Source organism: Pantoea sp. PSNIH1 (assembly GCF_007680655.1).
Lineage (GTDB): Bacteria > Pseudomonadota > Gammaproteobacteria > Enterobacterales > Enterobacteriaceae > Pantoea > Pantoea eucrina.
On the sequence record NZ_VEIP01000006.1, the window covers coordinates 63010 to 76173 of the forward strand.

The following is a 13164-nucleotide window of genomic DNA, read 5'->3' on the forward strand; positions in this document are numbered from 1 at the left end:
AAATCACAGGCAAAAAAAAGAGCCCGGCGGGCTCTTTTTTACTTAACGCTTATTCTTTTTCAGGTGCGCCAGCAGACGCTTGCGCTTGCGCTGCTGCGTCGGCGTCAGCAGATTGCGTTTGCCGGCATACGGGTTATCACCCTCTTTGAACTGAATACGGATTGGCGTACCCATAACGTTCAGCGAGCGACGGAAGTAGTTCATCAGATAACGCTTGTAGGAATCGGGCAGATCTTTTACCTGATTACCGTGAATGACCACGATAGGCGGGTTGTAACCACCGGCGTGCGCATATTTCAGCTTAACGCGACGGCCCCGCACCAGCGGCGGCTGATGATCTTCTGCTGCCATATTCATAATCCGCGTCAGCATAGAGGTGTTTACGCGTTTGGTTGAGCAGTCGTACGCTTCCGTTACGGATTCAAACAGGTTACCTACGCCGCTGCCGTGCAGCGCCGAAATAAAGTGTACGCGGGCAAAATCGATAAAGCCGAGACGATAATCCAGCGTCTCTTTCACTTCATCTTTCACTTCCTGCGACAGGCCATCCCATTTGTTGACCACAATCACCAGCGAACGCCCGCTGTTGAGGATAAAGCCCAGCAGGGAGAGATCCTGGTCGGAGATACCGGCACGCGCGTCAATCACCAGCATCACGACGTTAGCATCTTCGATCGCCTGCAGGGTTTTGATCACCGAAAATTTCTCAACGGTATCGGTGATCTTGCCACGCTTGCGCACCCCGGCGGTGTCGATCAGGACATATTCGCGCTCGTCACGCTCCATCGGGATATAGATGCTGTCACGCGTCGTGCCTGGCATGTCATAGACCACCACGCGATCTTCACCAAGAATACGGTTAGTGAGCGTTGACTTACCTACGTTAGGACGACCCACGATAGCCAGCTTAATCGGCAGGCCGGTCGGATCAAACTCCTCTTCCTCTTCCGCCTCTTCGCCACTCTCTTCTGCGGCTAATGCGGCCCAGTAGGCTTCGTTTTCATCCTCTTCGCTGACTTCCTGCGGGTCTGCCACGTCCATCCACGGCAGCAGCGCGGTTTCCAGCAGCGAGGTAACGCCGCGACCGTGCGAGGCGGCAATCGGATGAATATCACCCAGACCTAGCGCGTAAAAGTCCAGCACGGCGGCATCGGCGTCCAGGCCATCCGTTTTGTTCGCTACGAGGAACGTCGCTTTTTCACGGGAGCGCAGATGGTTAGCGATCTGCTGATCCGCCGGCATAACGCCTGCGCGGGCATCAACCATGAACAGCACCACATCCGCTTCTTCAATCGCCAGCAGCGACTGCTCCGCCATGCGGTTCTCTACGCCCTCTTCGGTGCCATCAATACCGCCGGTATCGATAACAATAAATTCGCGCCCTTCCACTTCGGCGCGACCATATTTGCGATCGCGAGTCAGTCCAGGGAAATCGGCCACTAACGCATCACGGGTGCGCGTTAAGCGGTTAAACAGCGTGGATTTCCCCACATTGGGACGCCCAACCAGCGCGACCACAGGTACCATAACACTTGCCTCAGTTTAAAAATGAATCGCCCGAATGGCGTGAGTATAACGACATTTGCCGCCCGCTTCAGGCTTAAGGCGCCTAGAATATCACGCCTGACAAAAAACAGAACGGCTCCTGACGAATCAGGAGCCGTAATTACTGACGGAAATCCATTCCCGCGCGCTCAGGACTTAACGGCTGATGGCGTAAACCTCGCCGCCTTTCGCCTGAATCAGCAGTCTGTCACCGGCCACAACCGGCTCGGTCTGGAAGCCGTCGCTGTCCAGTTTCTGCTGCGCCACAAAGCGGCCATCCAGCGTGTTGATCCAGTGCACGTAACCTTCGCTGTCTGCCACAACCAGATAACCGTTAAACAGCACCGGTGCCGTCAGATTACGGTGCAGCAGATCGCTCTGACGCCACAGCACTACGCCGCCATCGGCGTTAAGCGCTATCACGCGGTCGTCCTGATCCACCAGATAGATGCGTCCGGCGTCGACAATCAAATCTTTAACGCCGCCGATTTCACGCTTCCACATAATCTGACCGGAACGCAGGTCGAGTGCGGTCAGGTTACCGTTGTACGCCAGCGCATAGACCACGCCATTAACGATAACCGGCGTGGTATCGACGTCACTCAGACGATCGATCTCCGTCGCGCCGCTCGGCTGTGAAATGCGCTGCTGCCAGATCAGCTGACCCTGGTTCAGGATCACCGCGCTGACGCGACCGTTATCACCGCCAACGATAGCGCCGCCAAAGGCGACCGCAGGCGCAGACTCACCGCGCAGCGAAAGCGCCGGCATATCGAGGTTCACGGTCCATTTTACCGCACCGCTGCTCTGATCCAGTCCCTGCAGCATACCGTTACTGGTGTGAACCAGTACCAGGCCATCGCTGACCACCGGACGGGAGAGCGCTTCACCGGCGACTTTGGTCTGCCACGCCAGCGAGCCGTCGCTGCTGTTGAGTGCAAATACCTGCCCGCGCTCGCTGCCAATATAGATCCGATCGCCGCTGGCGGTGACGCCGCCGGAGAGCAGCGCAGAGATGTTTTTCGAGAAGAAACCAGTCTTCTCAGAGAGATCGACTTTCCACTTCTCTTTACCGTTGCTGGCATCCAGCGCCTTTACCACGCCAAAACGGTCGGCAGCGTAAACGGTGCCGTCCAGCCATGCCGGATGCAGGTTGGAGTAGAAATCGCCAATGCCGTCGCCTACTGACGTGCTCCAGACAGTTTCCGGCGTGAACTGATTTTCCACTTTCGGCAGCGGAGCCATCTTCACTACATCTTCTTCGCCGCTGAATAGCGAGCAACCGCTGAGCAGAGTGACGGAAATCAGCCCTGGCAGCAGGTATTTACGTAATTCCATGTGCGCTCTCTTGTCTGGCTTAACTTAAGTTATCTATTTTCATCTGCAGCATCTGCTTCAGTGCCGGAGAAGCCTGCGAACCCGCGCCTTTACTCCAGGCATCGCGCGCGCCCTGCTTGTCGCCTTTGCTCAGCAATGCTTCACCGCGAATATCTGCCACAATCGCGCTCCAGCCGTCACCCTTAACGTTATCCAGGGTAGCCAGCGCGGCATCAGCCTGCTTCTGCTGCAGCTGAATACGCGCCAGACGCAGGTTGATAACCGCCTGCAGATTGGCATCTTTGGTGTCGTTTAGTCCTTTCTGCAGCAGCGCAATGGCTTTATCAAGCTGGCTGGTCTCAACGTACTGCTTCGCCAGGTCCAGCGCGGCCAGTGCACCGTAGGTATTGCTGTTTTCGCTGGCGAAGCTGGCAACGGCCTCCAGGCTTTCCGGTTTATCCGCCTGCATCGCGCTGGTGAGCTGCTGATACTCCGCAGATGCCGCTTTGCCTGAATTTTCCTGATGCGAACTCCAGTAGCGCCAGCCGCCCAGCGCCGCGATCCCTACTACCACGCCAATCGCCAGCGCTTTGCCGTTATCGGCGAAAAAGCGGCGCAGCGCATCAACCTGTTCATTCTCGTTGCTGTAAACTTCCACGCAATCCCTCTCCTTAAAATGGCTGTTGCCGCGTGCTGCTTACTGCAGCAGCGTCTGCAACGTCGCAGCGGCGTCCTGCTGAGCCAGCGTCTGCTGGTCGCCGGTGCGCAGATCTTTAATCACCACCTGGCCCGCTTTCACTTCATCTTCGCCGAGCACCAGCGCAATGCGTGCGCCCCATTTATCTGCACGGGCAAACTGCTTTTTAAAGTTGCCGCCGCCGAAGTTGGTCATCAGCTTCAGCGCCGGGTTGGCATCACGCAGCGTTTCCGCCAGCTGCATAGCCGCAGACTGAACGCCCTGCCCTGAAGCGATAACATAGACATCAACAACCCGCGTCGGTTCAAATTCAGGATTCACCGCCTGCACCAGCAGCACCAGCCGCTCCAGACCCATGGCAAATCCTACCGCTGGCGTGGCTCGTCCGCCCAGCTGCTCAACCAGGCCATCGTAACGCCCGCCGCCGCATACGGTGCCCTGCGAGCCGAGGCTGCTGGTGACCCACTCAAAGACGGTGCGGTTGTAGTAGTCGAGGCCGCGCACCAGACGCTGGTTGACGCGATAACGAATACCGGCATCATCCAGCAGCGCGCAGAGTCCGGTGAAGTGGGCGCGCGACTCTTCATCCAGGAATTCGCCCAGCGTTGGCGCATCATTCAGCAGCGCCTGAATTTCCGGATTTTTGCTGTCCAGCACGCGCAGCGGATTGGTGTACATGCGGCGTTTGCAATCTTCATCCAGCACATCCTGATGCTGCTCCAGAAACGCCACCAGCGCACTGCGGTAGTCCGCGCGCGCCGCCAGAGAGCCGATGGAGTTCAGCTCCAGTTCAACGTGGTCAGCGATGCCCAGCGCTTTCCACCAGCGCGCGGTCATCATAATCAGCTCAGCATCAACATCCGGCCCCTGCAGGCCAAACACTTCGACGCCCATCTGATGAAACTGACGATAGCGCCCTTTCTGCGGACGCTCGTAGCGAAACATCGGACCGACATACCAGAGGCGCTGCTCCTGGTTATAGAGCAGACCATGTTCAATACCGGCACGTACGCAGCCCGCCGTGCCTTCCGGGCGCAGCGTCAGGCTCTCGCCGTTACGATCTTCAAAGGTGTACATCTCTTTTTCAACCACATCGGTCACTTCACCAATGGCACGGCTGAACAGTGGGGTATGCTCGACGATTGGCAGACGGATTTCACTGTAGCCATAGCTGGCCAGCACCTGCTTCAGGGTGCCCTCGATACGCTGCCAGATTGCGGTGTCGGCTGGCAGGAAGTCGTTCATCCCGCGAATCGCTTGAATATTCTTCGCCACGTTAAAATCTCTTAATACAAAAAAACCTGTCCGGCATCATACCTTATGAGGATGAAACCGCACAGGTTCATTCATAAACTGGTACGCGCCGGGCGCGCACCGCCTGGTTATTTTTCCAGCTGCTGCACGCTGATTCGACGACTCTCATCCAGCATGGATGCCTTGGCACGAATGCGCGCTTCCAGCTGATCGATCATGTCATCGTTGTCGAGACGATCGCGTTGACGAACGCCATCCTCGTAGAAACCGCTTTTCTTGCTGCCGCCGGTAACGCCGAGCGTCGAAACGGTAGCCTCGCCCGGACCGTTGACTACGCAGCCGATAATGGAGACATCCATCGGCGTAATAATATCTTCCAGCCGTTCTTCCAGCGCATTCACGGTACCGATCACATCAAACTCCTGACGTGAGCAGGTCGGACAGGCGATAAAGTTGATCCCGCGCGAACGGATGCGCAGTGATTTCAGGATGTCATAGCCAACTTTTACCTCTTCTACCGGATCGGCTGCGAGCGAAATACGCAGCGTATCGCCGATGCCCTCTGCCAGCAGCAGACCAAGGCCGATTGCCGACTTCACCGCACCCGCCCGCGCGCCGCCCGCTTCGGTGATCCCGAGATGCAGCGGCTGATCGATCGCTTTTGCCAGCAGGCGGTAAGACTCTACGGCAAGAAACACATCAGAGGCTTTAACGCTGACTTTGAACTGATCGAAGTTCAGACGATCGAGATGATCGACATGGCGCATAGCGGATTCCAGCAGCGCCTGCGGCGTGGGTTCGCCATACTTCTCCTGCAGATCCTTCTCCAGTGAACCGGCGTTCACCCCGATACGAATCGGAATGTTGTAATGGCGGGCGCAGTCCACAACCTGACGAATACGTTCATTGTTGCCGATGTTACCCGGATTGATACGCAGGCAGTCAACGCCATACTCCGCCACTTTGAGAGCGATACGGTAGTCAAAGTGAATATCCGCTACCAGCGGCACGTTGACCTGTTGCTTAATCAGTTTAAAGGCTTCCGCCGCGTCCATGGTCGGCACCGAGACGCGCACGATATCCACGCCCACACGCTCCAGCGCGCGGATCTGGTTAACCGTGGCTTCCACGTCGGTGGTGCGGGTATTGGTCATGGACTGAACGGCGATGGGAGCACCATCGCCGACTGGCACCTTGCCGACGTAAATACGCGTTGATTTGCGACGGATAATGGGTGCTTCGTTATGCATATTTTCTCTCCACAATTCCCCGGAAAGCGCGCTGCGCGTTATTGCGCACCCAGCGTCAGACGGGCAACCTGGTTATTACGGATAAAACGACTTAAATCAACGGGCTGATTCTGATATTGCACGTCAACCGCACGCGGTGCGCCAATTTTCAGACGATACGGAGGCGTGCCGGAGAGGCTGAGCTTGCCACCGCTGCGCTGTATCCCGCTGAACAGTTTTTTGCCGGTTGCATCGCTGACTTCCAGCCAGCAGTCGGCCTTGAAATTCATAACCAAAGCGTTGGGATCGCCTGCAGGCTGGCTGACAGCCGCGCTCGCGGTTGGCATGCTGCCAGCTGCGACGCTGTTGGCCGGTGCCGGCGAGGTGGCCGCTGGCGGCGCGTTATCAACCGGCGCCTGCGAAGGAGAAACGACCGCGTTATCACCAGAGGTGGCCGAAGAGGCAGCCGGCGCGCGGCTGCTGTTATCCGCGCTGCCAGCGGTGCTGCTCTGTGAGGTCACCGCGCCGGCACCGTTATCAACCGGCGTGCCGGCGGCATTGGTGTCGCTGTCACTGGTGCTGTCGGTGCTGGTATCGCCCAGCGGAATAGACTGACCGCCGTCGCTGCTGCCGTTCTGATCGGCCATTGAGACCAGATCGTCCTGCGAAGCCTTGTGATTCTGCCACCACCAGGCGCCGGTCAGGCCAATAACAACAAACGCCACCAGCCAGGTAAAGATCATCAGCCAGCCATCGCGCTTTTTGCGGCGCTTGCCCAGCGAGAAGCTCTGCATCGGCGCGATTTTGGCCGCGCGCACCGGCGCCTGCTTTGCCATCATCGGCAGCAGATCGTCTTCCGGTACATGAACCAGGCGGGCATAGGAGCGAATATAACCGCGCAGAAAGGTCGATGCGAGATCGGCCGGCGACTTATCCTCTTCAATGTCACGCACGGTGGAAAGTTTCAGGCACAGGCGCTCAGCGACGTTTTGCTGCGTCAGCCCCATCTGCTCACGGGCCAGACGCAGGCGTTCACCTGTGGAATGTACTGCAGATTTTTCTTGAGTGGCTTCAGTATTCATTAGCTAAATAACGCTGGTACTGTATCGATTGTGGAAAACTTCGCGCCAACCGGTCGCCATAACGTGTAACGTCAGCAGCGTTTCCCTGTTGCGCGGCGAAACGTATCTGTAACCACAGACTCTCTGCCGTTGCGGGCAGACGCTGATGGTAGAGTTCTAAAAGCACGGGAAGCATTTTTCCTGCCGGCTGCACCAGCTGCCGTTCGCCCTCCTCCAGCAGCCAGTTTCCCTGCTCAGGTGCGGCTTCCAGCGCCTGCAGCAGCCGTTTGCGCCCGGCGGCCTCGTCGCCCGCCTGCAGATAACAATAGCCTGAAATCAGAAGGAGATCCTGACGGGCATCGCTCTCCGGCGCCGCACTTGCCAGCTTAAACTGTTGATGCGCTTCGCCATACTGCCCTAATCTGCAGAGAAACGCACCGTAATTGTTAGCGACATAACCATTAGCGGGCGCTAACTGTTGTGCCCGCTGGTAGTACCGGCGCGTCTGTGTACTATTCTGCTGCGCCTGAGCGACCCGCGCCAGCGCCAGGGGCACGCGGTAATCTTCAGGAGCCACGCGCTGCGCCTGCAGCAGATTGCGTTCAGCAGCCGCTAAATTATTTGCGGCTAAATAGTGCAGTCCCAGCTGCAGACGAATATCCGCCGCACGATGTGATGACGGGCCGGTGACACACCCGGTTACAACAAAGCCTGCCGCAACGGCAATACCTAATCCTTTTAGCATAGCGCTCTCCCTGCGAATAAACCGGGAGAGTGCCACGCTTTACGCCCGCAGCGAATCGGCGGGCGTGTGGTTTCAGATCGCCTTCACAGAGATAGCGTCACCCGCCATCTTTTTACGCAGCGTACGCTTGGTACGGTCGATCACATCGCCCGCTAGCTGGCCGCAGGCCGCATCGATATCATCGCCGCGGGTTTTACGCACGATAGTGGTAAAGCCATAGTCCATCAGCACTTTAGAGAAGCGATCGATACGGCTGTTGGAGCTGCGGCCATAAGGTGCACCCGGGAAGGGGTTCCATGGGATCAGGTTGATCTTGCAGGGCGTATCCTTCAGCAGCGCCGCCAGCTCATGCGCATTGTCGGTGCTGTCGTTGATATGGTCCAGCATCACATACTCAATGGTCACGCGGCCCTGATTGGCATTGGATTTGCCGATATAGCGCTTCACCGCCGCCAGGAAGGTTTCGATATTATATTTTTTGTTGATTGGGACAATTTCATCGCGAATGGTATCGTTCGGCGCGTGCAGCGAGATCGCCAGCGCTACGTCAATCATATCGCCAAGCTTGTCCAGCGCGGGCACAACGCCTGAGGTGGAGAGCGTGACGCGGCGCTTGGAGAGGCCAAAGCCAAAATCATCCAGCATAATATCCATCGCCGGCACGACGTTGTTCAGGTTGAGCAGCGGCTCACCCATGCCCATCATCACCACGTTGGTAATAGGACGCTGGCCGGTGACTTTCGCGGCGCCAATAATTTTGGCCGCGCGCCATACCTGACCAATAATTTCGGAAACGCGCAGGTTGCGGTTAAAACCCTGCTGCGCCGTAGAGCAGAATTTGCACTCCAGCGCGCAGCCTACCTGAGAAGAGACGCACAGCGTGGCGCGCTCCGCCTCCGGAATATAGACCGTCTCCACCAGCTGATCGCCTACGCGAATCGCCCATTTGATGGTGCCGTCGCTGGAGCGCATCTCTTCCGCGACTTCCGGCGCGCGGATCTCTGCGCGCTGCATCAGCTTGCCGCGCAGCACTTTATTGATATCCGTCATCTGCTCGAAATCGTCGCAGCAGTAGTGGTAAATCCACTTCATGACCTGATCGGCACGGAACGGCTTCTCGCCCATTTCGATAAAAAATTCACGCATCTGCTGACGATTGAGATCGAGCAGGTTAATTTTTTCGTTTTTAGGAGAAACCACGGCGGGGGACGCGTCAGCTGGCGTCACAATCTGTTCGGACATAATAATCTCTGGCCTCGTTGTTACACGTTACGGCTCTGGTTAGGAAGAAGAAAAAACAGCGCCCCGGCTGAGCCAGGCTCAACAGGGGCGCATTATTGTACTATAACTGCGGCACGATGCCAGGGTAACCGTTTTACGCCAGCGTAAAAGGTGTAAACTCCCCTGTCCGCTTCAGCCGCAATGCACTTAGCGGGTGCGCGCGCAGACTTCGTTTTCAGCGAAGAAGTAAGCGATTTCACGGGCAGCAGACTCTGCAGAGTCAGAACCGTGGGTCGCGTTTTCGGTGAAGCTGTCCGCGTAATCTGCACGCAGGGTGCCTGCCAGTGCGTTGTCCGGATTGGTCGCACCCATCAGGTCACGGTGACGCTGAACGGCATTTTCGCCTTCCAGAACAGAAACCACTACCGGGCCAGAGGTCATGAACTCAACCAGACCATCAAAGAATGGACGGCCTTTGTGCTCAGCGTAGAAGCCTTCAGCCTGCTCTTTGGTCAGGTGCAGCATTTTTGCGCCAACGATTTTGAAGCCCGCGCTCTCAAAACGGTTGTAGATAGCACCGATAACGTTCTTAGCAACGGCGTTTGGTTTAATGATGGAGAAAGTACGTTCGATTGCCATGATTACCTCTGAATTAGCATCCTGAATAAACCGGGAACCCTCTCCCGGTAAGAAAAACGCGCCGATTATAGGGAGATCAACGCGTGTTGCCTATGAGTGATTGGTGGAATTATTGAAAATAATTACTTTTTGCGGTGCAGGCTGCACCGTGACGCACCCGCCACGGGTTTACGCCCTGTGCTGCAGGCCGGATATCTTCAGCAGAACAGATGCTGCATTTTCATCCCGCGGCGCTCACTTTAGCCATTGCGCGCTTGAGATAGCCTGCACATTCCCGGAGACTGACCTTTTCCGCAAGAAGAGAGAAGATGGCAATGACGGTTCCCCTGTTTGTATCTGCTGAGTGGCTGCATGAGCACTACGGTGATGAAGAAGTACAGGTGCTGGATGCGCGCATGGTTCCGCCGGGTCAGGATGCAGTGCGCGATGTCACCGCAGAGTATCTGGCCAGTCACCTGCCGCAGGCAGCTTTCTTTAATATTGAAGCGCTTTCCGATCACACCAGCCCTTACCCGCATATGATGCCCCGCCCGGAGAGTTTTGCTGTCGCAATGCGTGAGCTGGGGGTGGTGCAGGATAAGCATCTGATTGTGTATGACGAGGGTAATCTCTTCTCTGCCCCGCGCGCCTGGTGGATGCTGCGCACCTTTGGCTGCCAGCGCATCTCCATTCTGGCCGGCGGTCTGCAGGGCTGGAAAGCCGCAGGTTTGACTACCGCAGACGGCCCGGTGGCGCTGCCGGAAGGTGACTTCGCGGCACACTTCGACAGCAGTCAGGTGAAGCGACTGAACGATGTACTGCTGCTCAGCCATGAAGGAGGCGCGCAGATTGTGGACGCGCGCGCAGCAAACCGCTTTAACGCTGAGGTGGATGAGCCGCGTCCCGGCCTGCTGCGCGGACATATTCCGTACAGCCTGAATCTGCCGTGGAACAGTCTGGTGGAGAATGGCGCGCTGAAACCCGCCGCCGAGCTGCGTCAGCAGTTTGCGCAGGCAGGCGTGGCGCTGGATAAGCCCATCGTTGCCAGCTGCGGCTCGGGCGTAACGGCGGTGGTGCTGATTCTGGCGCTGACGGCGCTGGGCGTCCGCGACGCAACGCTCTATGACGGCTCCTGGGGCGAATGGGGCAGCCGCGACGATTTACCGATTGAAAAATAGTCACCTGCCTGAAACCAGGGCGCCATGAATGGCGCCCCTACAGGATCCGCACCCGCCTGAAACCAGGGCGCCATGAATGGCGCCCCTACAGGGAATTCCCGCGTTATGCGCGTGCCAGGGCCATACGCATCAACATACGATGGTTAAATGATGCGCTGGCTGCCTTTAAAATCGCGCAGGAAACTGCCCCAGCGCCGCTCATAAAATGGCGTGATATGCGCGGTAAAAAAATGGCTGACGCCATGCTGTCCGGCATCCACTTCGCAGATATCAACAGGAGCATCATCGGTCAGCGTATCGGTCGCCACGCTGCCTGCAGCCTGAATAATTTCATCGATATCACTGTCAGCTTCTATACCAATCAGCAGATTAGGCGCTTCGTTCACGCTTTCACGCAGGCTGGCAATGTAGGCGCGGCGCACCTGTTTATATTTAGCAAACAGCTGGGTCAGGGAGTCGATCATCTGTGCCGGCGGCTCAGCTACCTCCGACAGCAGCAGCGCGTGGCCGCCCTCCAGCACTGTCTGCTGGCTCAGCGCACTTCCCTCCTCACCCAGCAGATGCGCGATTTCACCCGGCGTAAACTCTTTACCCGCTGGTAATTTCGGGTTCAGAAACAGCGCTTCCCCCAGCGTCATCTCAAACAGCGTACGCGCCGGCAGGCGCAGCCACGGCTGTTCATCCGTTATCGCTTCGCGCATAGCCGCCTCAGAGCTGAAGAACGGGATCACGCTACCGCCTCCCTCTTTCTCCCAGTGCTGTAACTCGACGGGCGAGGTCGCGTTAAACTGTTCAGCCGGGCTTTCGCCTGGCACCCAGACATCTGCGGCCAGCAACAGCTGAAAAAACTCCGGGCGATGCGCCGGCTCGGTGGCCGCCAGCTTCAGCACCTCTTCAAGACGATTACTCATGCGTGTTTCATTCCAAAAAAGCGGGCAGGAGCCAGCCTGCCCGAAGCGGGATTATTTCAGTAACAGGTTGGCAAGGGTACGCACGCCGAGTCCGGTTGCGCCTGCTGACCACTGATCCACCGCGCTTTTGCGGTAGGTGGCGGAGCAGTCGATATGCAGCCAGCCCTGCTGATATTTTTCAACAAACCACGAGAGGAATGCGGCCGCGCTGCTGGCGCCGGCGGCGTGAGCCGGGCTGGCGATGTTGTTGAGATCGGCAAAATTTGACGGCAGATGGCTGCGGTGGAACTCCGCCAGCGGCAGACGCCAGAACGCTTCATTTTCGCCGGTGGCGCTGCCCAGCAGCGATTCAGCCAGCACATCGTCGAAGGTAAACAGCGCATGATAGTCGTTGCCGAGCGCCGTTTTAGCTGCGCCGGTCAGCGTGGCAGCATCAATCAGCAGCTCCGGCTTCTGCTCGCTGGCGTCAATCAGGCCATCCGCCAGCACCAGACGCCCTTCCGCATCGGTGTTCATCACCTCAACGGTTTTACCGTTGCGGTAGCGGATGATATCGCCAAGACGGAATGCGTTGCCGCTGACCATGTTATCGGCGCAGCAGAGATAGAGTTTTACGCGCTTCGTCAGCCCGCGGGCAATCGCCAGCGCCAGCGCGCCGGTGACGGTCGCCGCTCCGCCCATATCGGACTTCATAGAGTCCATAAATGCGCTCTGCTTCAGGCTGTAGCCGCCGGTATCAAAGGTGATCCCTTTACCGACCAGACAGGCGTAAACCGGCGCATCTGCGTCACCGGTCGGGTTGAAGTCAAGCGCCAGCAGTACCGGCACGCGCGACGAACCACGCCCAACGGTATGGATACCGCTATACCCCTGCTCGCGCAGATCTTCGCCTTTAGTGATGCGATAGCTGACGGCATCGCCACCCGCGTCTCTGATCAGATCGATAGCGCTGTGCGCCAGCTGTTCCGGGCTCAGGTCTTCCGCGGGCAGGTTAATGGTATCGCGCACCCAGTCAATAATCTGCAGACGACGATCGAATTCAGCGCGATCGCTGTCGCTGAGCGCCGGCCATTCCACCTGGCGCGCGCCTTTCGGGCTGCGATAGCCCTGCCAGAATGCCCAGCACTTTTCCAGATCCCAGTCGTCACCACACAGCGCAACGTGACGGATGCCCTGGCTGTCGAGCTTGCGCGCCGCGCGCTGAATCGTCAGCAGCGCATCACTGCCCGTAAGGTGCAGCGTCATACCACTCTCGCTGCTGCTCAGCAGGGCTTTTTCGCCCCAGCGCGCATCAGCAGGCTGCGTGCTGAGCGTAATATTCATCGGTTGTGTTGTCATCGCGTCGCTCCGTTTACGTTTGGTCTCATTCCACGCCAGACCGGCGCGGA

Annotated in this window: 12 protein-coding genes; 1 reads left to right on the forward strand and 11 read right to left on the reverse strand. The window is 57.7% G+C overall.

Features of this window, described 5'->3' with window-relative positions; genetic code table 11:
- Positions 1-42 precede the first annotated feature (42 nt).
- The 9 genes from der to ndk form a co-directional block, all read right to left on the reverse strand.
- Complete coding sequence (gene der, locus FS690_RS14470; RefSeq protein ID WP_039379608.1) at positions 43-1527, reverse strand: ribosome biogenesis GTPase Der; 1485 nt, start codon at positions 1525-1527, stop codon at positions 43-45.
- Positions 1528-1701: 174 nt separating this feature from the next.
- Complete coding sequence (gene bamB, locus FS690_RS14475; RefSeq protein WP_145339825.1) at positions 1702-2883, reverse strand: outer membrane protein assembly factor BamB; 1182 nt, start codon at positions 2881-2883, stop codon at positions 1702-1704.
- A gap of 19 nt (positions 2884-2902) precedes the next feature.
- A complete protein-coding gene (locus FS690_RS14480; protein WP_039379613.1) occupies positions 2903-3520 on the reverse strand; it encodes a YfgM family protein in 618 nt (205 codons plus the stop codon).
- Positions 3521-3559: 39 nt separating this feature from the next.
- On the reverse strand, positions 3560-4834 hold the full coding sequence (gene hisS, locus FS690_RS14485) for a histidine--tRNA ligase (protein ID WP_039379615.1): 1275 nt from the start codon (positions 4832-4834) through the stop codon (positions 3560-3562).
- A 107-nt stretch (positions 4835-4941) separates the two neighbouring features.
- Positions 4942-6063: a flavodoxin-dependent (E)-4-hydroxy-3-methylbut-2-enyl-diphosphate synthase gene (gene ispG, locus FS690_RS14490; RefSeq protein WP_039379618.1), complete on the reverse strand. Its 1122-nt coding sequence runs from the start codon at positions 6061-6063 to the stop codon at positions 4942-4944.
- A gap of 38 nt (positions 6064-6101) precedes the next feature.
- Complete coding sequence (gene rodZ, locus FS690_RS14495) at positions 6102-7124, reverse strand: cytoskeleton protein RodZ (RefSeq protein WP_145339826.1); 1023 nt, start codon at positions 7122-7124, stop codon at positions 6102-6104.
- Complete coding sequence (gene pilW, locus FS690_RS14500; RefSeq protein WP_145339827.1) at positions 7114-7848, reverse strand: type IV pilus biogenesis/stability protein PilW; 735 nt, start codon at positions 7846-7848, stop codon at positions 7114-7116. Before pilW ends, rodZ begins: the two co-directional genes overlap by 11 nt.
- Positions 7849-7920: 72 nt before the next feature.
- Positions 7921-9090, reverse strand: a complete 1170-nt coding sequence (locus tag FS690_RS14505) for a bifunctional tRNA (adenosine(37)-C2)-methyltransferase TrmG/ribosomal RNA large subunit methyltransferase RlmN (protein WP_039379627.1) — start codon at positions 9088-9090, stop codon at positions 7921-7923.
- A gap of 186 nt (positions 9091-9276) precedes the next feature.
- Positions 9277-9708, reverse strand: a complete 432-nt coding sequence (ndk, locus tag FS690_RS14510) for a nucleoside-diphosphate kinase (RefSeq protein ID WP_039379630.1) — start codon at positions 9706-9708, stop codon at positions 9277-9279.
- Positions 9709-10022: 314 nt separating this feature from the next.
- Between ndk and sseA the strand changes: the two genes are divergently transcribed.
- Positions 10023-10865: a 3-mercaptopyruvate sulfurtransferase gene (gene sseA, locus FS690_RS14515; RefSeq protein WP_039385610.1), complete on the forward strand. Its 843-nt coding sequence runs from the start codon at positions 10023-10025 to the stop codon at positions 10863-10865.
- Positions 10866-11008: 143 nt separating this feature from the next.
- Here sseA and sseB read toward each other — a convergent pair whose 3' ends face one another.
- Positions 11009-11776 (reverse strand): enhanced serine sensitivity protein SseB, encoded by a 768-nt coding sequence (gene sseB / locus FS690_RS14520; RefSeq protein ID WP_039379633.1) that lies wholly within the window; start codon positions 11774-11776, stop codon positions 11009-11011.
- Between the two features lie 51 nt (positions 11777-11827).
- Positions 11828-13114, reverse strand: coding sequence for an aminopeptidase PepB (gene pepB, locus FS690_RS14525; RefSeq protein ID WP_039385612.1), 1287 nt, complete (start codon positions 13112-13114; stop codon positions 11828-11830).
- Between the last annotated feature and the right edge of the window lie 50 nt (positions 13115-13164).

Coding starts and splice junctions, on each gene's coding strand:
- der (WP_039379608.1), bottom strand. CDS start 1,527: ATGGTACCTGTGGTCGCGCTGGTTGGGCGTCCCAATGTGGGGAAATCC.
- bamB (WP_145339825.1), bottom strand. CDS start 2,883: ATGGAATTACGTAAATACCTGCTGCCAGGGCTGATTTCCGTCACTCTG.
- ispG (WP_039379618.1), bottom strand. CDS start 6,063: ATGCATAACGAAGCACCCATTATCCGTCGCAAATCAACGCGTATTTAC.
- rodZ (WP_145339826.1), bottom strand. CDS start 7,124: ATGAATACTGAAGCCACTCAAGAAAAATCTGCAGTACATTCCACAGGT.
- pilW (WP_145339827.1), bottom strand. CDS start 7,848: ATGCTAAAAGGATTAGGTATTGCCGTTGCGGCAGGCTTTGTTGTAACC.
- FS690_RS14505 (WP_039379627.1), bottom strand. CDS start 9,090: ATGTCCGAACAGATTGTGACGCCAGCTGACGCGTCCCCCGCCGTGGTT.
- ndk (WP_039379630.1), bottom strand. CDS start 9,708: ATGGCAATCGAACGTACTTTCTCCATCATTAAACCAAACGCCGTTGCT.
- sseA (WP_039385610.1), top strand. CDS start 10,023: ATGACGGTTCCCCTGTTTGTATCTGCTGAGTGGCTGCATGAGCACTAC.
- sseB (WP_039379633.1), bottom strand. CDS start 11,776: ATGAGTAATCGTCTTGAAGAGGTGCTGAAGCTGGCGGCCACCGAGCCG.
- pepB (WP_039385612.1), bottom strand. CDS start 13,114: ATGACAACACAACCGATGAATATTACGCTCAGCACGCAGCCTGCTGAT.